This window comes from Plantactinospora sp. WMMB782, from assembly GCF_049179135.1.
Lineage (GTDB): Bacteria > Actinomycetota > Actinomycetes > Mycobacteriales > Micromonosporaceae > Plantactinospora.
Genome location: NZ_JBMHMC010000007.1, coordinates 3,684,255 through 3,708,786, shown reverse-complemented (window position 1 = coordinate 3,708,786; position 24,532 = coordinate 3,684,255). Strand labels below are relative to the sequence as shown.

At 72.1% G+C, this 24,532-nt stretch carries 24 protein-coding genes; 8 read left to right on the top strand and 16 right to left on the bottom strand.

What is annotated here, in order from left to right; all coding sequences use genetic code 11:
* Positions 1-126 precede the first annotated feature (126 nt).
* Entirely contained in the window at positions 127-1,968 is a 1,842-nt protein-coding gene (locus ACN28A_RS19055; protein ID WP_421396881.1) for a glycoside hydrolase family 3 protein, read from the top strand.
* A 56-nt stretch (positions 1,969-2,024) separates the two neighbouring features.
* Here ACN28A_RS19055 and ACN28A_RS19050 read toward each other — a convergent pair whose 3' ends face one another.
* Both ACN28A_RS19050 and ACN28A_RS19045 read right to left on the bottom strand, forming a co-directional pair.
* Positions 2,025-2,678, bottom strand: a complete 654-nt coding sequence (locus tag ACN28A_RS19050; RefSeq protein WP_421396880.1) for a hypothetical protein — start codon at positions 2,676-2,678, stop codon at positions 2,025-2,027.
* A 134-nt stretch (positions 2,679-2,812) separates the two neighbouring features.
* Entirely contained in the window at positions 2,813-3,574 is a 762-nt protein-coding gene (locus ACN28A_RS19045; protein WP_421396879.1) for a hypothetical protein, read from the bottom strand.
* A gap of 71 nt (positions 3,575-3,645) precedes the next feature.
* Between ACN28A_RS19045 and ACN28A_RS19040 the strand changes: the two genes are divergently transcribed.
* The gene (locus ACN28A_RS19040) at positions 3,646-4,830 is read left to right on the top strand and encodes a DNA recombination protein RmuC (RefSeq protein ID WP_421396878.1); all 1,185 of its coding nucleotides are present in this window, start codon (positions 3,646-3,648) and stop codon (positions 4,828-4,830) included.
* 84 nt (positions 4,831-4,914) lie between these two features.
* Here ACN28A_RS19040 and ACN28A_RS19035 read toward each other — a convergent pair whose 3' ends face one another.
* Positions 4,915-5,346 carry a hypothetical protein gene (locus ACN28A_RS19035; RefSeq protein ID WP_421396877.1) on the bottom strand — a complete coding sequence of 144 codons (432 nt, stop codon included), beginning with the start codon at positions 5,344-5,346 and terminating at the stop codon, positions 4,915-4,917.
* Between the two features lie 69 nt (positions 5,347-5,415).
* Complete coding sequence (locus tag ACN28A_RS19030; RefSeq protein WP_421396876.1) at positions 5,416-6,447, bottom strand: 4-hydroxy-3-methylbut-2-enyl diphosphate reductase; 1,032 nt, start codon at positions 6,445-6,447, stop codon at positions 5,416-5,418.
* 106 nt (positions 6,448-6,553) lie between these two features.
* Between ACN28A_RS19030 and xseA the strand changes: the two genes are divergently transcribed.
* Both xseA and ACN28A_RS19020 read left to right on the top strand, forming a co-directional pair.
* Entirely contained in the window at positions 6,554-7,774 is a 1,221-nt protein-coding gene (xseA, locus tag ACN28A_RS19025) for an exodeoxyribonuclease VII large subunit (RefSeq protein ID WP_421396875.1), read from the top strand.
* 60 nt (positions 7,775-7,834) lie between these two features.
* Positions 7,835-8,071, top strand: a complete 237-nt coding sequence (locus ACN28A_RS19020) for an exodeoxyribonuclease VII small subunit (RefSeq protein WP_421396874.1) — start codon at positions 7,835-7,837, stop codon at positions 8,069-8,071.
* 155 nt (positions 8,072-8,226) lie between these two features.
* Here ACN28A_RS19020 and ACN28A_RS19015 read toward each other — a convergent pair whose 3' ends face one another.
* Together ACN28A_RS19015 and ACN28A_RS19010 are read right to left on the bottom strand one after the other, a co-directional pair.
* A complete protein-coding gene (locus ACN28A_RS19015) occupies positions 8,227-9,033 on the bottom strand; it encodes a hypothetical protein (protein ID WP_421396873.1) in 807 nt (268 codons plus the stop codon).
* Positions 9,034-9,149: 116 nt separating this feature from the next.
* On the bottom strand, positions 9,150-9,905 hold the full coding sequence (locus tag ACN28A_RS19010; RefSeq protein ID WP_421396872.1) for a DUF4245 domain-containing protein: 756 nt from the start codon (positions 9,903-9,905) through the stop codon (positions 9,150-9,152).
* A 276-nt stretch (positions 9,906-10,181) separates the two neighbouring features.
* On the opposite strand from ACN28A_RS19010, the gene glpX reads away from it, so the two are divergent.
* Entirely contained in the window at positions 10,182-11,213 is a 1,032-nt protein-coding gene (gene glpX / locus ACN28A_RS19005) for a class II fructose-bisphosphatase (RefSeq protein ID WP_421396871.1), read from the top strand.
* Positions 11,214-11,224: 11 nt separating this feature from the next.
* Here glpX and ACN28A_RS19000 read toward each other — a convergent pair whose 3' ends face one another.
* From ACN28A_RS19000 to ACN28A_RS18975, 6 genes are all read right to left on the bottom strand, one after another.
* The gene (locus ACN28A_RS19000) at positions 11,225-12,193 is read right to left on the bottom strand and encodes an NAD(P)/FAD-dependent oxidoreductase (RefSeq protein ID WP_421396870.1); all 969 of its coding nucleotides are present in this window, start codon (positions 12,191-12,193) and stop codon (positions 11,225-11,227) included.
* A 136-nt stretch (positions 12,194-12,329) separates the two neighbouring features.
* Entirely contained in the window at positions 12,330-12,974 is a 645-nt protein-coding gene (locus ACN28A_RS18995; RefSeq protein WP_278066012.1) for a rhomboid family intramembrane serine protease, read from the bottom strand.
* Positions 12,975-13,206: 232 nt separating this feature from the next.
* Complete coding sequence (locus ACN28A_RS18990; protein WP_421396869.1) at positions 13,207-13,896, bottom strand: transglycosylase SLT domain-containing protein; 690 nt, start codon at positions 13,894-13,896, stop codon at positions 13,207-13,209.
* A gap of 308 nt (positions 13,897-14,204) precedes the next feature.
* On the bottom strand, positions 14,205-15,626 hold the full coding sequence (locus tag ACN28A_RS18985) for a PhoH family protein (RefSeq protein WP_421396868.1): 1,422 nt from the start codon (positions 15,624-15,626) through the stop codon (positions 14,205-14,207).
* A 418-nt stretch (positions 15,627-16,044) separates the two neighbouring features.
* Positions 16,045-16,395, bottom strand: coding sequence for a hypothetical protein (locus tag ACN28A_RS18980; RefSeq protein ID WP_421396867.1), 351 nt, complete (start codon positions 16,393-16,395; stop codon positions 16,045-16,047).
* 243 nt (positions 16,396-16,638) lie between these two features.
* On the bottom strand, positions 16,639-16,998 hold the full coding sequence (locus ACN28A_RS18975; RefSeq protein ID WP_101369646.1) for a hypothetical protein: 360 nt from the start codon (positions 16,996-16,998) through the stop codon (positions 16,639-16,641).
* 264 nt (positions 16,999-17,262) lie between these two features.
* Here ACN28A_RS18975 and ACN28A_RS18970 point away from each other — a divergent pair, with 264 nt between their 5' ends.
* The 3 genes from ACN28A_RS18970 (at position 17,263) to otsB (ending at position 19,288) form a co-directional block, all read left to right on the top strand.
* On the top strand, positions 17,263-17,703 hold the full coding sequence (locus ACN28A_RS18970) for a helix-turn-helix domain-containing protein (RefSeq protein WP_421396866.1): 441 nt from the start codon (positions 17,263-17,265) through the stop codon (positions 17,701-17,703).
* A gap of 159 nt (positions 17,704-17,862) precedes the next feature.
* Entirely contained in the window at positions 17,863-18,234 is a 372-nt protein-coding gene (locus ACN28A_RS18965) for a hypothetical protein (RefSeq protein WP_421396865.1), read from the top strand.
* 223 nt (positions 18,235-18,457) lie between these two features.
* Positions 18,458-19,288 carry a trehalose-phosphatase gene (otsB, locus tag ACN28A_RS18960; protein WP_421396864.1) on the top strand — a complete coding sequence of 277 codons (831 nt, stop codon included), beginning with the start codon at positions 18,458-18,460 and terminating at the stop codon, positions 19,286-19,288.
* A gap of 109 nt (positions 19,289-19,397) precedes the next feature.
* Here the strand turns inward: otsB and ACN28A_RS18955 are convergent, their stop codons facing one another.
* The 4 genes from ACN28A_RS18955 to ACN28A_RS18940 form a co-directional block, all read right to left on the bottom strand.
* Entirely contained in the window at positions 19,398-20,168 is a 771-nt protein-coding gene (locus ACN28A_RS18955) for an isoprenyl transferase (RefSeq protein ID WP_421396863.1), read from the bottom strand.
* Between the two features lie 17 nt (positions 20,169-20,185).
* Entirely contained in the window at positions 20,186-21,334 is a 1,149-nt protein-coding gene (locus ACN28A_RS18950) for a geranylgeranyl reductase family protein (protein ID WP_421396862.1), read from the bottom strand.
* 12 nt (positions 21,335-21,346) lie between these two features.
* Entirely contained in the window at positions 21,347-22,240 is an 894-nt protein-coding gene (locus tag ACN28A_RS18945; protein WP_421396861.1) for a hypothetical protein, read from the bottom strand.
* Between the two features lie 103 nt (positions 22,241-22,343).
* Positions 22,344-24,206 (bottom strand): phosphoenolpyruvate carboxykinase (GTP), encoded by a 1,863-nt coding sequence (locus ACN28A_RS18940; protein WP_421396860.1) that lies wholly within the window; start codon positions 24,204-24,206, stop codon positions 22,344-22,346.
* Positions 24,207-24,532: the final 326 nt, after the last annotated feature.

Sequence of the window (24,532 nt, the reverse complement as noted above, 5' to 3'; positions counted from 1 at the left end):
GTCCATCCCGGACAGCCCCGACCAGCATGAAGCTTTCCTTCGCTGATGGCAATAACAAAGAAGCTTCTTGCCCGCAGCCGGGAAGCCGACTAATTTATAGGGTCGGATGAATCACCTGGAGGTGCCATGCGGACCCGGCTACTGGCATCAACCGTCGCGACGGCCCTGCTCGTCGCCGGAGCCGCCGCCCCACCCGCCCACGGCGCCGCACCCACGCCCAGCACGCCCTCCACGGTGGACCGGGTGGTCGCCCGGATGAGCCTGCCGGAGAAGGTCGGCCAGCTCTTCGCCACCTACGTCTACGGCGGCTCTGCCACCGCGCCGAACGCGTCCGACGCCGCCGCCAACCGCCAGGCGTACGGGGTGGAGACCGGGGCCGAGGTGGTGGCGAAGTACCACCTCGGCGGGGTCATCTACTTCACCTGGTCACACAACCTCGACTCGCCCCGGCAGATCGCCACGCTCTCCAACGAACTCCAGGCCAGCGCCGCCGCCAGCGGTCCCCGGATCCCGCTGCTGATCTCCACCGACCAGGAGCACGGCGTCGTGCAGCGGCTGCCGGCCCCGGCCACCCTCTTTCCCGGCAGCATGGCGCTCGGCGCCGGGCGCAGCCTGCCCGACGCGTACACCGCCGCCCGGATCACCGGGCGGGAGCTGCGGGCGGTCGGCATCGGGCAGGCATGGGCGCCGTCGGCCGACGTCAACGTCAACCCGGCCAACCCGGTGATCGGGGTACGCTCCTTCGGCTCCGACCCGCTGCTGGTGGCCGGGATGACCGCCGCCCAGGTGCTCGGCTTCCAGTCCGGCGCCGGGGTCAGCGTGGCCGCCAAGCACTTCCCCGGGCACGGCGACACCCGGGACGACAGCCACACCGCGCTACCGGTGATCCACCACAGCCGGGCCGAGTGGCAGCGGCTGGACGCACCACCGTTCCAGGCCGCCATCGCCGCCGGGGTGGACACCATCATGACGGCACACATCGTCGTACCGTCGCTTGACGACTCCGGCGACCCGGCCACGCTCTCCGCGCCGATCCTGACCGGGCTGCTCCGAGACAGGCTGGGCTTCCGGGGCGTGGTGGTCACCGACTCGCTCGCCATGGCCGGGGTACGCCAGAAGTACGGCGACGACCGCGTACCGGTGCTCGCCCTCAAGGCCGGCGCCGACCTGCTGCTGATGCCGCCGAACCTGGACCTGGCGGTCGACTCGGTACTCGCCGCCGTCGCCTCCGGCGAGCTGACCGAGTCCCGGATCGACCAGTCGGTACGCCGGATCCTCACCCTCAAGCAGCGTCGGGGCGTACTCGACGGGGTGCCGCCGGTCGACCCGGCCGCCGCCGAGCGGGTCGTCGGGCAGCCCGCCCACCAGACCGCGCTTGGGGAGGTCACCGACCGGACCGTGACCGCGCTGCGCAACGACGCCAAGCTCCTGCCGCTGTCCCGGAGTGCCGGCTCCGGGTCCGGTACCGCCGACCGGTCGATCCTGGTCACCGGCTGGAACTCCAGCGCCTTCGACAACGTCGGCACGCTGGCCGCCGGACTCGCCGCCCGGGGCAACCGGAGCACGGCGCTGCCGACCGGGCTGCCGAACGACGCGAAGATCGCCGAGGCGGTGGCGGCGGCCCAGGCCAACGACCTGACGGTCGTGCTCACTCAGAAGGCGTTCGACACCACTGTCACCGACCCGAACGCCCGGCAGCAGAAGCTGGTGCACGCGCTGGCCGCCACCGGCAGGCCGGTGGTGGTGGTCGCCGTCCGGGACGCGTACGACGTCGGGCACTTCGACGACGTGCCGACCCAGCTCGCCACGTTCGGCTACACGAAGGCGTCGATGGAGGCGCTGACCCGGGTACTCGTCGGCGAGGTCGCGCCGCGCGGCAGGCTCCCGGTCAGCGTCCCGGACCCGGCCGACCCGAGCACGGTCCGCTACCCGTACGGCCACGGCCTCACCTGGCGGCTCCCCCGCTGAGGGCGGTAGGCCCGCCTACCAGGAAGGGTATCGATCACGGCCGGCGGCGCAGCCGGTCACGGCCAGAGCGGCCAGTCGCGCAGGAAGCGCAGGCCCAGCAGGATGGCGATCACCGCCGGGCCGACGGCCAGGGTGACGGCCTGGGCCCGGTACGCGATCCGGTGCCGGAGCAGTTCCAGCCCGTTGGCCAGGATGACCACGCCGGCGACCGTCACGAACCCGCCCCACCAGCCGGTCCGGCCGAAGTCCAGCACGTCGTTGACAAGGAGCAGGAAGGTCAGCCCGAGCGCGGCGGCGTCCAGCGCCAGCAGCGCGACGGTGCGGTGGAAGGCCCGGGCCAGCGGATCGGGGGACCGCCAGAGGTAGGTGCCGGCGACGGCCAGCGCCGGAAGCGTGATCATGAAGGGCCAGCCGCGCCCCATCACCCCGAACATCAGCAGGGCACCGACCGCGAAGACCAGCCCGCCGACACAGGCCAGCAGGTAACCGACGAAGGCCCGGCCACCACCGCGGGCCAGTAGCGGTCCGCCGGACGAGGCGATCAGGGCGCCTGGGACGAGTACGAAACCGGCCCACCAGTGGAACCGGTCGATCGACTGTGCGGCCGCCGTCACCACCGCCACCGCCAGCCCGGCTACCGCCAGACTGGTCGACCAGCGTCCGGCGATCTCCGGCCGGCGCCCACCCGCGGTCTCCACCTCAACGCTCACAGTTGACGACTCTGCCGGCTGGACGGGCAGCGGGCCATCCCGGCAGCCCTACCATCCGCCGGACGGCTAACCCGACGATCGGGGTGACCACCGGGACGATCAGGGCAGAAGACCTGGAAATCCCCGTAGCCGTCCTAGAAATCTCCGCCGCCGAAGTCACCGCCCCCGAAGTCACCACCGCCGAAGTCACCGCCCCCGAAGTCGTCGCCGCCGGCGGCGCCCGCGTCGGCCTGGTCGGTCCCGTCGGCGAAGCCCTCCTGGTAGCCGGCGTCGTAGCCGTACCCCGGGTCGGCGAAGGCGGGTGAGAAGAGCGCGTCGGCGATCAGCATGCCGCCGAGTACCCCGGCACCGGCGGCCAGGCCGGTCTTCCACCACGGGGTCGAATACCAGCCGGCCGGCACCGGGCGACCCTGCATCCGGCCACCCGGGTAGTAGTAGGGCGTCGCCGAGCCCGGATTCGGCCCGGCCCGGAACGTCTCGCCCCGCACCTGCACCTCCCGGGGCACCGTGATCGCCCCGGTCCCCCGCGCGGCGGCCAGCGGCGGCAGCTCCGGCCCCGGGTCGATGCCGAGCGCCGTCCGGGCCGCCCGGACGTACGCCAGACCCTCCAGGGCGGTCTCCCGGGCCAGCTCGTACTGCCGGGCGCTGCGCGCCTGTTCGAGCTGGCTGCCGGCGGCGTTGTACCGCTCACCGGCGTCGGCGAGCGCCTGCCGCACCGCCGGCTCGTCGCCGTGCAGGTGCATCAACTGCCCGCCCAGCCGCTCGTACCAGCGGCTCGCCTCGGCCCGCGCGTCGGCCAGCTCCCGGGCCCGCCGGGCGGCCCGCTCCCGACGCCACCAGAGCACCCCGCCGCCGAGCAGCACCACCAGCAGGAGCAGCCAGATCACCTCGCCCATCACCCAACGGTACCCACCACCCCCGGCGAGTACTCCCGGCGCCGCGGCCGGCGCCTGGCATGCTCTGTCAGGTGGACCTCTCGACCGTCGCCGTGGTGATCGTCTGCCTCGTCGCGGGCGGGGCGGTCGGCTGGCTCGCCGCGACCGCGCGGTCGACCGCCGAGATCGCCCGGCTGGACGCGACCCTGCGCGCCACCCGGGACGGCGAGGGCCGGCTTGAGCAGTCGATGCGGGCGCTCTCCTACGAGGCGACCGCCCAGTCGCAGGAGGCGGTGGCCCGGGCGGTGGCCCCGCTGCACGAGACGCTGCGCCGCTACGAGCAGCGGGTCGCCGAGCTGGAGCGGGACCGGGTCGACGCGTACGCCGAGCTGCGCGAGCAGGTCCGGTCGATGACCTCGGTCTCCGGCGAGCTGCGTACCGAGACGAAGCAGCTCGTCGCCGCGCTGCGCGCCCCGCAGGTACGCGGCCGCTGGGGCGAGCACCAGCTGCGCCGGGTGGTGGAGGCGGCCGGGATGCTGGAGCACTGCGACTTCGCCGAGCAGGTGACGGCGGCGACCGAGCACCAGACGGTCCGGCCCGACCTGGTGGTCCGGCTGCACGGCGGCCGGTCGGTGGTGGTGGACGCCAAGGCGCCGTTCGAGGCGTACCTGACCGCCATGGAGGCCCGGGACGACCACGGGCGGGACCGCCAGCTCGACGCGCACGCCCGGCACCTGCGGGCCCACGTCGACGCACTGGCCGCCAAGTCCTACTGGACCGCCTTCGACCAGTCCCCCGAGTTCGTGGTCCTCTTCGTACCCGCCGACCCGTTCCTGGACGTGGCGCTGCAACGCGACCCGACGCTGCTGGAGCACGCGTTCGCCCGCAACGTCGTACTTGCCACCCCGGCGACCCTGGTGGCGCTGCTGCGCACCGTGGCGTACTCGTGGCGGCAGGAGGCGCTGGCCCGCAACGCGGTGGCGGTGCACGCCCTGGCCCGCGAGCTGTACGGCCGGCTCGGCACGCTCGGCGAGCACGTCTCCAAACTGGGCGGTGCGCTGGGTGGGGCGGTGACCGCGTACAACCGGGCGGTGGGTTCGCTGGAGGCCCGGGTGCTGGTCAGCGCGCGCAAGCTCGCCGAGTTGGGCGTCGCCGGTGACGACCTGCCGGTGCCGCCGCAGGTGGAGACCGCTCCGCGTCAGCCGCAGGCGCCCGAGCTTCTCGACCCTCCGCCGTCGGCACCGCCGCCAGGGCTCTCCCGGTCACCCCGACTCTGATCGCCCGGCCGCGTCGCCGCCGGGGCTCTCCCGGTCACCCCGACTCTGATCGCCCGGCCGCGTCGCCGCCCCGAGCGAGGCCGGTCAGCTCCGGGTGGCGGATCGCACCTGGAGCGGGGTGCCCTGCTGGCAGGTGGTCATCAGGCCGGCGCGGACCTCGCCGGTCACCGTCACCCGGGCACCGGGGACGAGCACGTCCCGGGGGCCGCCGACCAGCAGGTAACCCTCCAGCAGCAGGCAGTTCGGCTCGACGCCGGCCTGGACCGTGCCGCTGACCGTGGTCGTACCGCTCGGTCCCGCACCGTCGCCGGGTGACCTGGTCGGGGTGCCAGGTCCCGGCGTGGGATAGCCGGGCGTGCTCGGGACGCCACCGGGCGACCCGGACGGACCGGGCGAGGGGGACACGGTCACCGGGCTACCTCCCGATCCATTCGGCGGGGTCGGAGCGGAGTCGGCGCAGCCGGCGAGCGCCAGCCCGCCGGCCAGCACGGCACCGGGCAGCCAGCGCGTCGTCATGCCAGATCCGACGCGTGCGCCACGCCGTCCGTTCCGCACCGCAGCCCGTTCCGCACCGTCCGGCCCGGTTCAGCCGGTGGCGGCGCTCGCCGCGAGTTCGTCAGACTGCCCGGCCGCGGCCCTGGCCGCCGCCGCCTTCATGTCCCGGCGGAGTTCCTGCGGCAGCGAGAAGGTCAGCCGCTCGTCGGCGGTGGTCACCTCGGTCACGTCGGCGAAGCCGCGCGCGGCGAGGTGGTCGAGCACCTCCGTCACCAGGTCGTCCGGGACGCTCGCCCCGGAGGTCAGGCCGACGGTGCTGGCCCCGGCCAGCCAGTCGTCGGAGATCTCCGAGGCGTAGTCGACCAGGTAGCCGGCCCGGGCGCCCGCGTCCACCGCCACCTCGACCAGCCGGACCGAGTTCGACGAGTTGCGGGAGCCGACCACGATCACCACGTCGCACTCGGGGGCGATCTCCTTGACGACGTGCTGGCGGTTCTGCGTGGCGTAACAGATGTCGTCGCTGGGCGGCGACTGGAGCAGCGGCAGCCGGCGCTTGAGCCGGGCGACGGTCTCCATGGTCTCGTCCACCGACAGGGTCGTCTGGGAGAGCCAGACCACCTTCGACGGGTCCCGTACGGTCACCTTGTCGGCGTCCTCCGGCCCGTCCACCAGCTGGATGTGCGCGGGTGCCTCGCCCGAGGTGCCGATCACCTCTTCGTGCCCCTCGTGACCGATGAGCAGGATGTCGTAATCGTCCGCCGCGAACCGCCGTGCCTCGTGGTGCACCTTCGTCACCAGCGGGCAGGTGGCGTCGATCGCCTTCAGCGAGCGGCTCCGGGCCTGCTCGTGGACCTCCGGCGCCACGCCGTGCGCGGAGAAGACCACGATCGAGCCCTCCGGCACCTCCTCGTTCTCCTCCACGAAGACGGCGCCCTGCCGTTCCAGGGTGGAGACGACGTGCTTGTTGTGCACGATCTGCTTGCGGACGTAGATCGGCGCCCCGTACAGCTTCAGGGCCTCCTGCACGGTCTGCACGGCACGGTCGACGCCGGCACAGTAGCCGCGGGGCTTGGCCAGCAGGACTCGCTTACCGGTCTGGGGTGTCGCCTGAGCTCCGGTCACCCGCCCAGTCTACGTTCCGCCCGTGGTTCCGCCCGCTGGCCGCTGGCCCGCCGGAGTCCGCGAGGTGCTGCCCGGGGTCGTGCGCCGCCCGCCGTAGGCTGACCGGATGACCGAGGCCGGCATCCCGCGAAGTACTCCGGACGAGCCGTGGCCGGTCCGGGTGGTCAGCCAGAAGCTGAGCGCCTGGATCGGCAAGCTGGGCTGGGTCTGGGTGGACGGGCAGGTGGCGCAGCTCAGCCGGCGCCCCGGCGCGGCGACGGTCTTCCTCACCCTGCGGGACCCGTCGGCCGACCTCAGCCTCACCGTCACCACCAACCGGGACGTACTGGACGCCGGTGCACCGGAGTTGGCCGAGGGCGCCCGGGTACTCCTGCACGCCAGGCCCGAGTTCTACGCCGCCCGGGGCACGCTGAGCCTGCGGGCCGACGAGATCCGGCAGGTCGGGCTCGGCGAGCTGCTGGCCCGGCTGGAGAAGTTGAAGAAGCTGCTCGCCGCCGAGGGGCTCTTCGACAGGTCCCGCAAGCGCCGGCCGCCCTTCCTGCCCGGCCGGATCGGCCTGATCACCGGCCGGGCCTCGGCTGCCGAGCGGGACGTACTGACGAACGCCCGGCGCCGCTGGCCGGCCGTACGGTTCCGGACGGTGAACGTGGCGGTGCAGGGGCCGACCGCCGTACCGCAGATCGTCGACGCGCTCAAGGTGCTCGACGGCGACCCGGGCATCGACGTGATCGTGCTGGCCCGGGGTGGCGGCAGCGTCGAGGACCTGCTCCCCTTCTCCGACGAGGCGCTCTGCCGGGCGGTCTTCGGCTGCCGTACCCCGGTGGTCAGCGCGATCGGGCACGAGACCGACGCTCCGCTTGTCGACTACGTCGCCGACCTGCGCGCCTCGACGCCGACCGACGCCGCCAAGCGGATCGTGCCGGACCTGGGCGAGGAGACCCGGCTGATCCGGATGGCCCGGGACCGGCTCGACCGGGCGATGACCGGACTCGTCGACCGGGAGGCGCACCGGCTGGACGCCTGGCGGTCCCGCCCGGCCCTGGCCCGGCCGGAGGTGCTGCTCGACCAGCGGGCCGCCGACGCGACCGCGCTGCGGGACCGGGCCGTGCGTTGCGTGCGGCACCGGCTCGGCACCGCGACCGAGGACCTGCGGCACACCGTGGCGCGGCTGCGGGCCCTCTCCCCGGCCGCCACCCTGAACCGCGGGTACGCCATCGTGCAGCGCGCCGACGGCCAGGTCGTGCGCGCACCGGGCGACGTCGCCGCCGGTGATCCGCTGCGGGTACGCCTCGCCGAGGGGGAACTGGGCGCCGTCGTGGAGCCGTAGCCGACGTACCGGTGTGCGCGGTCACCGCCGCAGGGCGAAAGTATCCACGAAAGGAATGTGATGACTGACGGTGACGCCCGCGCGAGCGGGTCGGGTGACGGGCTCAGCTACGAGCAGGCTCGGGCCGAGCTGGCCACGGTGGTCGAGCGGCTGGAGGCCGGCGGCAGCTCGCTGGAGGAGTCGCTCGCGCTCTGGGAGCGGGGCGAGCGGCTGGCCGAGCTCTGTCAGGGCTTTCTCGACGGCGCCCGGGAGCGGATCGACGCCGTCCGGCAGGCCCGGGAGACCGACCGGAGCTGACCGGCCGGTTCCACCGGAAGCGGGCTCGTCGCCGAACGCCGGGCGGACCGCCTGCCGGCCCCCGGGGACGGGTCACCGGCGGACGCGCGTGCCGGGCGGACCGGGAACCCGCGTGCCGGGTGGGGCGGATGGTGCCGCCCACCCGGCATCGGTCGCTACTTGTCGAACAGCTTGTACAGCTCGGGCGACGCCTCCACGACCTCGGCCGCCGGCGGCGCCTTGGCCGGGCTCGCCGCGCCGTAGTCGGAATAGCCGACGGTCAGTTCCTGCCGCTGGCCGTTGCCGGCCGCGGGGAGCTGGATGGCCAGCGAGGTGAGCCGGCCCTCGGTGTCGAGCTCGGCCTCGAACGGCAGCTTGGTCGCCTCGGCGCCGAGCAGCGTGACCGTGTCCTCGTTGACCATGCCGGCGTCGGTCGCCCTGGTCAGGTCGATGGTCCCGGTGTACGCGCCCTCGCCGGTCTTCCGCACGTCGACGATCGCCCTGGTCAGCGCCTCACTGCCGGCCGGATCGACGTCGGTGAAGTTGAAGCCCAGCCCCTCGGTACTCTTGATCTTGGACTGGTCCAGGTGCTGGTACTTGCCGGTGTTCAACTTCTCCAGCCCCGGTACGCCCTCGGCACCGGTGACGGTCAGCTTCACCCAGCTGTCCGGCGAGATGTAGACGACCTCCATGTCCATCGAGAAGTCGCCACTGCCGGCCTTCATGGTCATCTGGGCACTCTGGCTCGGCTGGTGCACGAAACCCTGACCGTCGAGGTCCGCGCCCTTCATGCTGAACTTGAAGTTGCCCTTCGCGATCTCCCTGGTCGACGCGAGCAGCGCGTCCTTGGCATCCGCCGGAACCGTCGGTGCCGGGGAACCGGAGGTCTCCGGTTCGGTGCCCCCGCGCGCACAGCCCGTCAGAGCCGGCGCGAACAGGACCACGGCAGCGAGCGTGGCGGCGCCCCACCGTCGGATTGTCACGGTCGTTCCTCCCCAGATAGTCCCCGCTGTGCTGATTACCCCCTAATACCCACGATCGGGTGCGGGCACGCAGGGCGCCGGGAGGGGTCGACTACCGCAGGGCGACGACCATCCGGTTACCGCAGGGCGACGACCATCCGGTGCAGGTCACGCTCGGGCACCTGGCCGACGACGAGTACCGTCCGGCCCGGCTCCAGCAGGACCAGCGCCGACTCGCCGGGGCGGGCCGTGTAACGCTGCCAGCTGCGCCCGGCCACCTCTGCGGTGCCCTGCGGCCGTCCCTCGCCGGTCAACTCGGCCGGCAGCAGCCCGTCGGCCGGCAGGTTGCTCTGCACCAGCTGCACGCCGCCGCCGTCCGGGCTGAGGTACCCGATCCGCAGCGTCGCGCCGCCCTCCTCCCGCCGGAACTGGGCGGTGACCGTACGCCAGCCCTCGGGCAGGTCGGCCGGCTCGCTCACCGGAAAGGCGTTCGCGGACCGGGCCTGCTGGAACGCCGGGGCCGCGTCGACCACCACCGGCTGGTCCGCGCCGAGGACGATCCGGCCGAAGCCGATCAGGAGGGCGATCGGCACCAGCAGGACCAGCAGCGAGATGACGACGTCCCGGGTCGAGCGCTGCGACCTGATCGCCGCCGGCACCACCCGCTCGTCGACCGGCGCAGCTGCCCGCTCGTCGGCCGACCCGCCGTCGACCGGCACGGCTGCCCGCTCGTCGGCCGACCCGCCGTCGACCGGCACGGCTGCCCGCTCGTCGGCCGACCCGCCGTCGACCGGCGCAACTGCCCACTCGTCGGCCGGTCCGGGTTCGGCTGGCAATTGGTCGGCCCGAGCGCGGTCGGCGGGGAGGTGGTCGGCAGGCTGGGCGGAGTTCACCCCACTATCTTGACAGCTCCGCCGGCAACGGTTCCCCGGGCGGCGGCCCGCGGCGGACTCCGGCCGGCGGAACCGGTGCCGGATCCGGCGGACCACGGCACGGGTACCCGGCAGAATGGGTGGCCCGGGTCCGCCGCGGTCGACCGGTTGCCGTGATCCGGACCACCTGGCCCGGACCGGCGTTAAGTTGACAGGCGTGTCAGGATTCCTGACCAAGGCTGGCGGCGGCGCCGTGCCGTGCCGGGCCACCCCGCAGTGCCGCGAGGAGGAGCCGACATGACCAACACCCGTACCCGGGTGCCACAGAACCTCGACCGCAACCTGGCCCTCGACCTCGTCCGGGTCACCGAGGCGGCGGCGATGGCCGCCGGCCGGTGGGTCGGCCGGGGCGACAAGGAGGGTGGCGACGGTGCGGCCGTCGACGCCATGCGCAAGCTGATCAACTCGATCCCGATGCGCGGTGTCGTGGTGATCGGTGAGGGCGAGAAGGACAACGCCCCGATGTTGTACAACGGTGAGCAGGTCGGTGACGGCAGCGGGCCGGAGGTGGACGTAGCGGTCGACCCGATCGACGGCACCACGCTGATGAGCAAGGGCATGCCGAACGCGCTGGCCGTGCTCGCGGTGGCCGAGCGCGGTGCGATGTTCGACCCGAGCGCGGTCTTCTACATGGAGAAGCTCGCCGTCGGCCCGGTCTACGCCGACGTCATCGACATCAACGCCGGGGTGGCGGAGAACCTGCGCCGGATCGCCAAGGTCAAGGGTGCGGAGGTCTCCGACGTCACGGTCTGCGTGCTGGACCGGCCCCGGCACAAGGAGTTGGTGCAGCAGATCCGCCGGGCCGGTGCCGGCATCCAGTTCATCTCCGACGGCGACATCGCCGGGGCCATCGCGGCGGCCCGGGGTGAGTCCGGCGTCGACGTGCTGATGGGGATCGGCGGCACCCCGGAGGGGATCACCGCCGCCTGCGCACTCAAGTGCATGGGCGGGGCGATGCAGGCCAAGCTCTGGCCCCGGGACGACGAGGAGCGGGAGAAGGCGCTCGCCGCCGGTCACGACCTCGATCGGGTACTCGGCACCGACGACCTGGTGACCGGGGACAACGCCTTCTTCGTGGCGACCGGGATCACCTCCGGCGACCTGCTGCGCGGGGTCCGCTACCGGGCCGGTGGCGCGTACACCCAGTCGATCGTGATGCGTTCGAAGAGCGGCACCATCCGGGTGATCGACTCGTACCACCGGCTGGAGAAGCTGGCGCTCTACTCGGCGGTCGACTTCGACGGCCGGCCACTGGCCGAGCAGGAGTAGCCGGCGTCGGGTCAGCCGGCGTCGGAGGAGTGGCCGGGGAAGAGGTGGGCGGCCGGGTTGATCACCACTGCCGCGTTGTTCACCGCCGTCGCGGCCTCGCCGAAGCCGGTGGCGATCAACCGGACCTTGCCCGGATATTCGGTGATATCGCCGGCCGAGAAGACCCGGGGCAGGTTCGTCACCATCGTGCTGTCGACCAGGATGTGCCGCTTGTCCAGCGCCAGTCCCCACTCGGTGAGCGGCCCGAGGTCGGCGGTGAACCCGAGCGCGGCGACCACCGTGTCGACCGGGACCGTCTCCGTCCCGCCGCCCTTGACCACGAGGTCCGCCCCGGTCACCGCACCCTCGCCGTGCAGCTTCGTCACCTCGGCGTTGACCACGATGCGTACCGGCAGTCCGCGTACCCGGTCGACGGTGGCGGCGTGTGCCCGGAACTTCTCCCGGCGGTGCACCAGGGTGACCGACCGGGCCAGCGGGTGCAGGGCCAGCGCCCAGTCGAACGCCGAGTCACCGCCGCCGACGATGAGCACGTCCTGCCCGGCGAGATCGGCCAGGTGCGGTACGAAGAAGACGACGCCGCTGCCGACGAAGTTCTCGGCGGCGGGCAGCGGTCGGGGTGTGAAGCTGCCCAGCCCGGCGGTGACGATTATCGCGCCGCAGTGCAGGGCGTCCCCGTTGGCCAGGGTGAGCGCCGGCCTGCCGTCCAGGTACGACAGCTTCTCGGCGCGGACCCCGAGCAGGTATTCCGGGTCGAAGGACGCGGCCTGGGTGACCAGGTTGGCGACCAGGTCGCGGCCCTTGATCGACGGGAACCCGGCGACGTCGTAGATCACCTTTTCCGGGTACATCGCGGTGACCTGTCCGCCGGGCTCGGGCAGCACGTCGACGACCGCGACCGACAGTCCCCGGAATCCGGCGTAGTAGGCGGCGAAGAGCCCGGTGGGGCCGGCCCCGATGATCGCGACATCGACCTCACGCATGTGCCCACCGTCGCTCTCCGGTCACGGACTGATCAACAGCTGTGCTGATCCGACCGTAGGCGGACACCAGGCATCGAAGCAATAGCCGTCCCACCGGCGGGTGTACGCGGCGTCCGCGCAGGCCAGGGACGCGACGTCAGGGCAGGGTCATCGTCGACTCGGACCGGTACGGGTCGTCGTCGCGAGGGCGGCGCCGTCGGAAGACCACCGCCGCCACCAGCCCGCCGAGCAGGCCGAAGAGGTGCCCCTGCCAGGAGATCGGCTCGTCGGTGGGCAGCACCCCGAGCAGTTGCCAGCCGTAGAGCAGGCCGACCAGCAGCACGACGCCCATGTTCCACCAGCTGCGTTCGACGATGCCCCGCATGAAGAGCAGGCCGAGGTAGCCGAAGACCACCCCGCTCGCCCCGACCACGATGGACCGGGGCGACCCGGTGAACCACACACCGAGCCCACTGACGAACATGATCAGGAGCGTGGAGTACAGGAACCGCTTCGCCCCGGCGGCCAGCACGAAGGTGCCGAGCAGGATCAGCGGCACACTGTTGCTGTAGAGATGGTCGAAGCCGTGGTGCAGGAACGGCCCGAAGAAGATCCCGTCCAGCCCGGCGATGTTCCGGGGCATGATCCCGGCGGTGGTGTCGAAGCCGGCGTTCAGCCAGACGTCGAGCGCCTCGATCACGAAGAGCACCGGCACCACGGCGCACATCGCCACGAAGGCCCGGCCGAGCGCCGCGTAGAAGGCCTCGGTGCCGAACCGGTTGGGGTCGTTGCCCCGGGACATCGGGTCGAACGTCACCCTCAAGTTGCTATCAGCTTCCCGCGCCGACCGCCACCGGAGTCGGTCGACGGGGCGAAAACGCGTCCGGAAGCCGGAAAACGGGAAACCGGAGCAGGAAACCGGAGCAGGAAGTCGGAGCAGCAGGTCGGGAGCCGCAGCGGGAAGCCGGAAGCGGGGGCGCGGGCACTTCCGGCCCGGCCCCCGCCTCCGGGGTGGTCGACCTGTGACGTTCGGCTCAGTAGAAGCCCTCGGCCTGGAAGAAACTCCAGGCGCCGCAGGGCGTGTCGTACCGGCCCTTGATGTAGCCGAGACCCCACTTGATCTGGGTCGCCGGGCTGGTCCGCCAGTCGCTGCCGGCCGAGGCCATCTTGGTGCCCGGCAGGGCCTGCGGGATGCCGTACGCCCCGGTGTTCTTGTTCTCGGCCCGGTGGTTCCAGCCGCTCTCCTTCTTCCAGAGCTTGTCGAGACAGGGCATCTCGGAAAGCTCGAAGCCCTTGTCGAGCAGCAGGGCACAGCCGATCTTGCGGTTACCGCTGTATTCGTTGCACGAGGCGGGGATCGGCCCGTCGTACGGCTTGGTGGCCTGCTCCGCCTCCTCCTTCTCCTGCTTCTCGCGTTCGCGCTTACGGCTCGCGGCCTGCTCCGCCTTCCTGGCCCGCTCCGCCGCCGCCTTGGCGACCTCGGCCGCCTTCCGGGCGGCCTCCGCCTCGGCGGCCCGCTGCTCGGCGGTGGCCCGGATGTGCGCCGCGTGTCGCTCGCGGAGCAGGTCCCACTCGGCCTGCTGCGCGTCGAACGCCGACTCGGCCTCGATGCTGTGTTGCTGCGCTTCCCGGTCCTCGCCGAGGTAGTAGCCACCGCCGACGCCCCCCAGGAGCAGGGCAACGGCGACTCCCCGGACACCGAACCGGCTCCACAGCCGACTCACACCAGTGGTCCTCTCGTCGGGATCAGGGACGCGGCGCGGCGGAGCCGGAAAGGCCGCCGGTCACGCCGCGAGCGCCCCGGCCCGGCGGGCCGCGACCCCGACCCGCCGTGGCGTCGGTGCCTCCGCCGGCGGAGGCGGAGAACTGATCTCCTGCGATGCCTCCGGGGCGTGGGCGCTCGAAGGACACGATTGCGCAAGGTGGGGCAGTTGGGAAACCAGTGGCAGGAACTGTGAACTGGGTCACGCCTAATATAGGTATAAACCAGGACAGAACTCCGCCACTTGTCGCTGCCCGACCCGCTCCCCGGCTACAACGGGATGTCCTCCAGCAGGTCCGTGACCACCTCGGCGATCGGCGACCGCTCGGATCGGCTCAGCGTGACGTGCGCGAAGATCGGATGCCCCTTCAGCGCCTCGATCACCGCCGTCACGCCGTCGTGCCGGCCGACCCGCAGGTTGTCCCGCTGGGCGACGTCGTGGGTGAGCACCACCCGGGAGCCCTGGCCCACCCGGGACAGCACGGTGAGCAGCACCCCGCGTTCCAGCGACTGCGCCTCGTCGACGATGACGAAGGCGTCGTGCAGGCTCCGCCCCCGGATGTGGGTGAGCGGCAGCACCTCCAGCATTCCCCGGGACAGCACCTCGTCCATCACGTTCTCGTGCACCACCGCGCCGAGGGTGTCGAAGACCGCCTGGGCCCAGGGCGACATCTTCTCCGTCTCCGAGCCGGGCAGGTAGCCGAGTTCCTGGCCACCGACGGCGTACAGCGGGCGGAAGACGATCACCTTCTTGTGCCGGCGCCGCTCCATCACCGCCTCCAGGCCGGCGCAGAGCGCCAGCGCGGACTTGCCGGTGCCGGCCCGGCCGCCGAGCGAGACGATGCCGATCGACTCGTCCAGCAGCAGTTCGAGCGCGACCCGCTGCTCGGCGGAACGGCCGCGCAGCCCGAACGCCTCCCGGTCGCCCCGGACCAGGCGTACGGTCTTGTCCGGCAGTACCCGGCCCAGGCCGGAGCCGCGCGGCGAGTGGAGTACCAGACCGGTGTGCGTGGGCAGTCCGGCGGCGGCGTCCAGGTCCAGCGCCGCGCCGTCGTAGAGCTGGTTCACCTGCTCCTCGGCCAGCTCCAGCTCGGCCATGCCGGTCCAGGTCGGGTCGCTGGCCTGGCCGTGCCGGTACTCGTCGGCGGTCAGCCCCACCGATGCCGCCTTGACCCGCAGCGGCATGTCCTTGCTGACCAGCGTGACCGTCCGGCCCTCGGCGGCCAGGTTGAGCGCGACCGACAGGATCCGGGTGTCGTTGGACTCGGTGCGGAACCCCGGCGGCAGTACGCCGTCGTCGGAGTGGTTCAGCTCCACCCGCAGCGTGCCGCCCGCGTCGTTGGCCGGTACCGGCTGGTCCAGCCGGCCGTGCTTCACCCGCAGCTCGTCGAGCATCCGCAGCGACTGCCGGGCGAACCAGCCCAGTTCCGGATGGTGGCGCTTCCCCTCCAGCTCCGAGATCACCACGAGTGGCACCACCACCTCGTGCTCGGCGAACCGGTGGAAGGCACCGGGGTCGGAGAGCAGCACCGAGGTGTCCAGGACGTACGCCCGGCGTTCTGGTGCGGGCTCCGCACTGGCTGCCGGCTCGGACGTCCGGGTACGGCGTCCGGTCCTGGCCCGGCCCGCGGGCCGGGGGGCGGCGGCCGGGCTCTGGTCGTCGGCCCGAGGAGTGCTACGGCGATTCGTCACAGGCCTGCTCCGGCGGGTGTGCACCCGTTACACCCGCGTTCCGCCTCGTCCGGTGCCCGGATGGTCACGGGGTCGGATGCGGGCCCCGTGGCGCACGCGTTCGCAGAGTCCGGGCCGGCCGGCTGGCCCGGGACGACCCCGTGCCATGCCGTAGACGCTAACCGGGAGATGCCAGCTTGGGCTAGGTGTTCTGTCCCGTGAGGTTGGGGACGCGGCTGTGCTTCGCACGGGGCCGGACGGCCGACCGGACGGCACGGGCCCGGACGGCGACCGGCTCGCGCGGCGCCGGAGGACGGTGGACCGGCCGGGATGCATGCCCCCTGCGCGCATCCCGGCCGGTGGGATCACCGTCACCGGTCTGACGTGATCCCGACGGCGCGGGTCCGTACGGACCGGCACCGTGTTCGCGGGCGACCGCTCACCCCACCGCGCCGCCGGCCAGGTTCCGGCCGGCGAGCGCGTCGGTGGAGTGCCGTCCGCCGTTGGGCGCGGTCCCCGCGAAAGAGGCGCCCGTGTACGTCGTTCCCTGACCTACGACGGTGTGGGCGATGTGCGGTGTGCTGGGTGATGGCACCGCCAACACCGAGGCGATGGCCGCCTGCGCCTCCCTGCGCCGACGGTTCCAGGCACCCCGGTCCCCGTCGAAATATCCCTGCCGGTAACCGAACCGGTAGCCGAGCCGGTAGCTGAGCTGGCCGTGCAGCCGCCCGGCCGCATAGCTGGCCGAGGCGAGCAGCAGGACGAGGAAGACCACGAAGAACGGGCTCACCGGACCAGCTCCTCGCACCGCTGGCCGGCAGCGCGACGGCCCGGGCCCGGCTGACCGGCCGGAGACCGCCGCCCGCTCATGCCGGCACCCCGCTCCGCCTGCCGGCACCGCAGGGCCGGAACCGGGTCCGGAACCGGGGCCTCGGTCGGCCCGTTCGCCGGTAACTCTCGCTCACGCAAGTCTCCTCGCTCCGCTCGTCGATGTCCTGGAGCTCCGCACCGCACAGACCGTTCGCCGGCGCGGTCACTTCTCCTCCGGGTCGGAGGAGGTGGGGTCGAATGAGGTGGGGTCGGTGATGAGCAGGCGGTCGAGATCCTCGGTGCTCACCTCCTCGACCAGTTCGACGCTGATCCGGCAGCCGTCCAGCACGACCTCGGCGACCGAGGCCCGCCGGATCTCGCCGCCCGCGTCGTACACCCGGACGCTCAACTCCGGGCAGCCGAGATGGGTCCGCCAGGAGTTCCACTCCGCACGGTCGCCGACGTTCAGCGACAGGTAGCGACAGCCCCGGGCCAGGTAGAGCCGCCACGGCGCACTGAGGCCGGCGGCGACACCGTCGGCGATCAGACCGAATGCCTGGGCCCGGGTTGCTAGTTCGGTCACCGGACTCCTCCAGTCACGAGGATGTCATCCCCGCGAGCACGAACCGTCTCATGCACGCGACACACGGTAGGACGTACCGTACGCGTGACAGTATCAGCTTTTCGTCTGATTACCCCCACACCTACGTACACCTATTGTTGCCATGTGATACCCCTCAACACAAGCAAGACCGCCACGCGCCGCAAAAGTGAGCCGTTGTCACGCACGCAGTACACGTTGGTCGCAGTCCCCCCGGAGGACGACGGCTGGCCGTACCGTCACCGGGTGCCGGACCGCGCCCACGGACGGAAGATCGCGTTCGCTGCCTTCGTACGCAAAGCCCTCGACGACGCCCGCACCACCCGCGCCTGGACCGGCACGGAGGTCTCCCGACGCACCGGCGTCTCCCGGCAGACCATCAACCGCTGGGTGCGCGGCGAGTGGGCCAGCGACCCCGAGGCGGCCCGGGTGGTCGCGTTCTGCGAGGGGCTGGGCCTGGACCCGGGCGTGGCGTTCGGAGTGCTCGGTTGGGACCGCAGCACCCCGTCCCGGCCGGCACCGAGCGCCCCGCCGATGGACCCGGACGTCGAGGCGTTGCTGCGCCGGCTGGTCGACCCTAACGTCTCGGACGCGGAGAAGTTCCACATTCGAGAGACCATCCGTTATCTAGCCTATCGCCCAACCTTGCCAGTAGATGTCCGAAAAGGGCGTAGGCAAGCCGGGTAGTTACTCAGATGGCGCAACTTCGCGCATGAGTCCCATCCAATCAGGTCCAGGAATCAATCAGTCGCGCTAACGTCGCTCTTCGTACTGCTTGGGCTCGTCGTCGGCGGGGGGACGGGACAAGGCCGAATTCAGCCCTGCGGGACAGAAGGAGGGTCAGCCATGACCCTGAAATGGATGGCTGTCGTCGTCGCGGCGGTGTCCCTGACCCTGTGCGTGACCGCGAACATCGTGGTGGGGACGGTGCACGGCGGTGACCCGGTGCCGTTCCTGGTGAACGCACTCGCCATCACCGCCACCGGTACCGCCGTCGTCCTGGCCGTCGTCGCCGATCTGCACGAACGACTCGAGGCACGGATCACCACACTCACCGAGTTCCTGACCACCCGGCTGAACGAACTCGACCGCAACACCGGGGACCACAACACCGGCTTCGTCGAGGGCTACCTGCTCAGCCGCGGCCAGGACCCGGCGGTGGTGCCGATCGGACCACGACTGCACGGCCGCCGGGCGATGCTCGGCGGCGACGACTGAACCTTCGCCGAGAAGGTTCGGCAACAACCCTGAGGGGTTACGCGGCGACCTGGGGAGATCGCCGCCAGCACCGCCGGCCGGCCGCCGGGCCGCGCCGCCGTCCGGACCCGTACCGGAACCGCCGGCGGGTTGCCACGCCACCGGTCGAGGTTGCCGCCTCGACGGGTGAGACGTTTTCGCTTCGACGTCTGCGGCGGCAACCCGCCGGGGTACGCTGACGCCCGTGCCGCCGATCAACCCGGGGGGCGAGCGGCCCCCGACCCGTCGTCAGCTGACTGCCGAGCAGGCGTGGCGGGCGACCGCCGAGCGAGCCGGGCGCTGTGTCCTGTTCTTCGACTTCGACGGCACCCTCGCCCCGGTCCGGGACGATCCGACGGCCGTCGAGCCGGCCCCGAAGGCGCTGGCCGCGATCACCGCGCTCACCGAGGTGGTGCAGCGGGTCGCCATCGTCTCGGCCCGGCCGGTGGAGTTCCTGCGCGACCGGTTCGCCGGCGCCCCCGGCGTGGACCTCTACGGCCTCTACGGGCTGGAACACCTGCACGCCTCCGGCGAGACCGTCACCGAGGAGGCGGCGCTGCCGTTCGTGCCCACCATGGCCGAACTCGCCGACCAGGCCCGGGCCGAGCTGCCCGAGGGCACGCTCGTCGAATACAAGCGGCTCTCCGTCGCCCTGCACTACCGGACCGCGCCGCACCTGGCCGAGCAGGTCGAGAGGTGGGGCCGGGAGCAGGCCGACCGGCTCGGCCTGCGGGTGCAGGTCGGCCGGATGGTGCTGGAGCTCAAGCCGCCCGTCGACCGGGACAAGGGCATGGTGATCGACGAGGCGGTCCGGGACGCCGACTGCGCGTGGTATTTCGGCGACGACGTCTCGGACATCAAGGCCTTCGCCGCGCTGCGCGCCCGGGAGGCGGCCGATCCGGACTTCTTCGGCGTCTGCGTGGCGGTGGCCAACCCGGAGACCGGCGACGAGGTCTCCACCGCCGCCGACCTGAACATCGAGTCCCCGGAGGCGCTCGGCGACTTCCTCACCGAGGCCCTGCACCGGCTCACCTGACCGCCCTGCCCTGCCCGCCACCCCTCGCGGGCCCGCCGCAGCCCGGCCAGGCGCCGGCCGCAATCAGTTGGCCAGCCGCCGGGTCAGGCGCCGTACCGCAGCCGCCGGGTCAGGCGCCGTACCGGCGTTGCCGGTTGGCGTACGAGCGCAGCGCGCGCAGGAAGTCGACGCGCCGGAAGTCCGGCCAGTTCAACTCGCAGAAGTAGAACTCTGAGTGCGCCGACTGCCAGAGCAGGAAGCCGGAGAGCCGCTGCTCGCCACTGGTCCGGATCACCAGGTCCGGGTCGGGCTGCCCCCGGGTGTAGAGGTGTTCGGCGATGTGGTCCACGTCGAGCACCTCGGCGAGTTCCTCGATGGTGCCGCCGGCCGCCGCGTGCTCGTGCAGCAGCGAGCGGACCGCGTCGGCGATCTCCCGCCGTCCGCCGTACCCGACGGCGATGTTGACCTCGGCGCCGCCGACCCGGTCCCGGGTGCGCTCCTGCGCCGACTTGAGCGTGATGGCGGTCGGTGCCGGCAGCAGGTCGAGCGCGCCGACCATCCGCAGCCGCCACGGGTTGCCCTGCTCGGCCAGCTCGACCACCAGATTCTCGATGATCTGCACCAGCGGGTCCAGCTCGCTGGCCGGGCGGCGCAGGTTGTCGGTGGCCAGCAGATAGAGCGTGACGTGCTCGATCCCGGCCTGGTCGCACCAGCCGAGCACATCCTTGATCTTGGCTGCGCCGACCCGGTGCCCGTCGTTGGGGTCGACGTAGCCCATCTCCCTGGCCCAGCGCCGGTTGCCGTCGCACATCACCCCGACGTGCTTCGGCACGGGCTTGCCGGCGAGTTTCGCCGTCAGACGCCGCTCGTACACCGAGTAGATAAGGTCGCGCAGACTCATCCCCTGCAGCGTACCGATCAGCGGCCACGACGGAAGTGCCGCCCGGCCGAGCCGACCACCGCGCCGGCGACCCGGGTCAATGTCCGGGTGTCCAGCCGGCCGTCGCCCAGGCCCAGTTCGACGAGCGTCCGGAAGACCCGGGCGTCCCGGTCGGCGGCCCGGACCACCCCGTCCACCACCGGCGCCCGCCGGGCCAGCCAGGCCACCGCCGAGCTGTCCCGCAGGTGGCCGCCGAGCCGGGCGCGCAACGCGGCGGCGTACCGGTCGGCGGCGGCGTGCGGTGCGGTCGCGGCAGCCGCACCGGCCAGCGCGCCGGAGAGTACCGCGTAGAAGATCCCCTCGCCGGTGAACGGGTTGACCAGCGACAGCGCGTCTCCGGCCAGCACGATCCGGCCCCGCCCCGGCGCCGGCCGGCGGGTGGAGAGCGGCAGGTGGTGCCCCCGCACCTCGGTGACGGCCGCCGGGTCGACCTCGGGCAGCAGCGCCGCCAGCCGGTCCAGCAGCTCGGTCCGGCGCAGCGGACGGCCGGCCAGCACCTCGCCGTACCCGACGTTGGCCCGGCCGTCGCCGATCGGGAACGACCAGGCGTAGCCCGGCCAGTGCACGGCCGAGGTGACGATCCGCTGCTCGGCCGGGCCGGCGGCGTCCGGGGCGTACCCCCGGATGGCCAGTGCCAGGTGCCCGTCCGGGTTGACGCCGTGCCCGAGCGCCCGCCGGACCACCGAACCGGCGCCGTCGGCGCCGACCACGGCACGGGCGGCGAGGATGTCGTCCAGCACCACCAGGTCGCCGAAGCGCCGCACCCGCCGGACGGTGTGCCGGCGCAGCTCCGCGCCGGCCGAGCGGGCCGCCGCCACCAGCCGGGCGTCGAAGACCCGCCGCGGCACCGTGTACGCCGGTCGCGGCAGCCGCCGCGCCACCTGCTCCCCGCCGGGCGCCACCAGCCGCAGCGCCGGCACCGCCCGGTAGCCGGCCACCGCGTCCGGAACACCCAGCTCCGCGAGTACGTCGAGCGCGTGCGCGGCGATCCCGTCCCCGCACGGCTTGTCCCGGGGAAAGTCGGCCCGGTCCAGCAGCACCACCCGGGCTCCCGCCCGGCGGGCCGCCAGCGCCGCGCTGGCCCCGGCCGGCCCGGCGCCCACCACCACCACGTCGACGGTCTCCACCGCCGCCTCAGCTCACCCGGACCGGCCGGCGGCACCGACCGGAACGCCGTCCGGCACGCCGTCCCGGGCCGCCCGGCCGGCCCGGCGCAGCGCGTAGAGGGTCAGCGCGGCGGCCACCAGCAGCGGTACGCCGTCCCGGACCAGTCCGTCCACCCCGAGCAGCAGCCAACAGAACGCCAGGTCCACCGCGACCACCGCCACACTGACCAGCACCAGCAGGGTGCCCGCCCACGCCTTGCCGCGGAGCAGGAAGAAGGTGCAGAGCAGCACCGCGTAGCTGACTCCGATGCCGATGCCGAACCACAGCACCACGGTAGGCACCGCGAGCAGCTGGCCGTCGAGGATCGTGCCGATTGCCACCAGGCAGGGCACCAGGGTCAGCGGCCCGTACGTGAACGCCGCGACCCGGGCGGTGAGCAGCCAGCCGGCGACCGGGGGCCGGCGCGGGGCGACCTCCCGCCAGGAGATGCCCTGCCGGTCGATCACCAGCCGGTTCGGGTGCCGCACCAGAAAGTCCCGCAACGCCGTCGACCGGTAGAGCAACCCGACGACGGCGACGCAGAGTACGGCCAGTACGGCGAAGCCGAGCACCCCGGGCAGCGCCGGCACGCCCTCCCGGGGCACGATCAGCCGGCCGACCGCGAAGACAGTGGTGACCGCGAGGATCAGCCCGAACGGGCGGGCGCCGGCCCGGCCCCGCCGGACGTGCCGGATCAGGATCAGGAAGCCGAGGGTGCGCAGCAGCGCCCAGCCGCTGCGTACCGCCAGGCCGAAGCCGCGCTCGTCGGCGTACCACCAGTTGAGCGCGTCGACCACGACGGTGGCCGCCGCAGTGGCGGCGAGCAGCCAGGTCAGCACGCGGACAGCGGACGGCCGCCGGACCTCGGTCGCGGCGGCCGTAATCATGCCGTCGATGATGCCCAACGCCGGCCACCCGCACACCCAGTCTGAAAGGAAGGGCCCCCGCTCATCGTTTTCTGTTGTAGCGGGGGCCGCCCTTCCCTACACCTCAGCGTGGGTGGTCGGCGCCTACCCGGACGGCTTCGTCGTCGAGACGGGCCCGGAGGGCGTCCAGCTCGGCCCAGAGCACGCCGGGGAGCTTGTCGCCGAACTTCTCGAACCACTCGGTGATCATCGGCAGCTCGTCGCGCCACTCCTGTACGTCGACCCGGGTGGCGATCCGCAGGTCCTCCGGGCTCATGTCCAGGCCGTCGACGTCGAGGGCGTCCGGCGCCGGTACGAAGCCGACCGGGGTCTCGACCGCGTCGCCCCGACCCTCCAGGCGCTCGACGATCCACTTCAGCACCCGGGAGTTCTCCCCGAAGCCGGGCCAGATGAAGTCGCCGTCGGCGTTCTTGCGGAACCAGTTGACGTAGTAGATCTTCGGCAGCTTCGACTCGTCGCCGTCGGTGCCCTTGCCCATCTCGATCCAGTGCCGGAAGTAGTCCCCGCCGTGGTAGCCGATGAACGGCAGCATCGCCATCGGGTCCCGGCGCACCACGCCGACCTCGCCGGAGGCGGCGGCGGTGGTCTCCGAGGAGAGGGTCGCTCCCATGTAGACACCGTGCACCCAGTCCCGGGCCTCGGTGACCAGCGGGATGGTGTCCTTGCGCCGCCCGCCGAACAGGATCGCGTCGATCGGCACGCCGTTCGGGTCGCTGAACTCGTCGGCGACGATCGGGCACTGCAGCAGCGGGGTGCAGAACCGGCTGTTGGCGTGCGAGGAGAGTTCGCCGCTCTCCGGCGTCCAGTCCCGGCCCTTCCAGTCGATGAGGTGGGCCGGCGGCTCGCTCATCCCCTCCCACCAGATGTCGCCGTCGTCGGTCAGCCCGACGTTGGTGAAGATGGAGTTGCCGAGGTCGATGGTGCGCATCGCGTTGGCGTTGGTCTTCCAGCCGGTGCCGGGCGCGACGCCGAAGAGGCCGTACTCCGGGTTGACCGCGTAGAGCCGGCCGTCCGGACCGAACTTCATCCAGGCGATGTCGTCGCCGATGGTCTCGACCTTCCAGCCGGGGATCGTCGGCTCCAGCATCGCGAGGTTGGTCTTGCCGCAGGCGGACGGGAAGGCGCCGGCGATGTACTTCACCGTCCCCTCCGGCGAGGTCAGCTTCATGATCAGCATGTGCTCGGCGAGCCAACCCTCGTCCCGGGCCATCACGCTGGCGATCCGCAGCGAGTAGCACTTCTTGCCGAGCAGCGAGTTGCCGCCGTAGCCGGAGCCGTAGGACCAGATCTCCCGGGTCTCCGGGAAGTGCGAGATGTACTTGGTGTCGTTGCACGGCCACGGTACGTCCGGCTGACCCGGTTCCAGTGGCGCGCCGACCGAGTGCAGCGCGTGCACGAAGTCCGCGTCCTCGCCCATCCCGGACAGCACCGCCGAGCCCATCCGGGTCATGATGCGCATGGAGGCGACGACGTACGGACTGTCGGTTATCTCGACGCCGAACATCGGCTGTTCCGCCTCGAGCGGGCCCATGCAGAACGGAATGACGTACATGGTGCGACCGCGCATCGAACCCCGGTAGAGGTCGGTCATGACGCGCTTCATCTCGGCCGGGGCCATCCAGTTGTTGGTGGGCCCGGCATCGGCCTCGTCGACCGAGCAGATGAAGGTACGGTCCTCGGCCCGAGACACGTCGCCAGGATCGGTACGCCCCCAGAACGAGTTCGGCTTGCGGGCCGGATCGAGGCGTACGAGCGTGCCGGCGTCGACCAGCTCGTCGGTGAGACGCCGCCATTCCTCCTCCGAGCCGTCCGCCCAGACGACCTGGTCAGGGCTGGTCAGTTCGGCTACCTCTTTGACCCAGGCGAGTAGTTTCGGATGCCTTGTCGGAGCTTGATCGAGACCCCGGATAGTAGCCGGAGCGGCCATGACAGTTCTCCTTTGGTCGACGCTGACCGTTTACGGAGCGTGCGGTGCCGCAGACGCGGCGACCGCGTCGCCGAGTGAAAGCCTGGGATTTCCGTCAGCGTAAACCGAGCCGGCGTCCGGGGCAGCGAGACTGGTTGTGAAGAACTGCACAAGATGCGGGCGGGCTGCCGCAAGACGATTCTTTCCCCGCTCCCACGCGCAGTTTCACGCAAATCCTTCCACGCAACCGCATTGCGTCACTGTGTCCTCACAGCAGTCATTGACGCCAGGTGACCCGCATGTCACAACAGGCACTCCACCGCGCACCGAACCCTTCGGCCGAGACA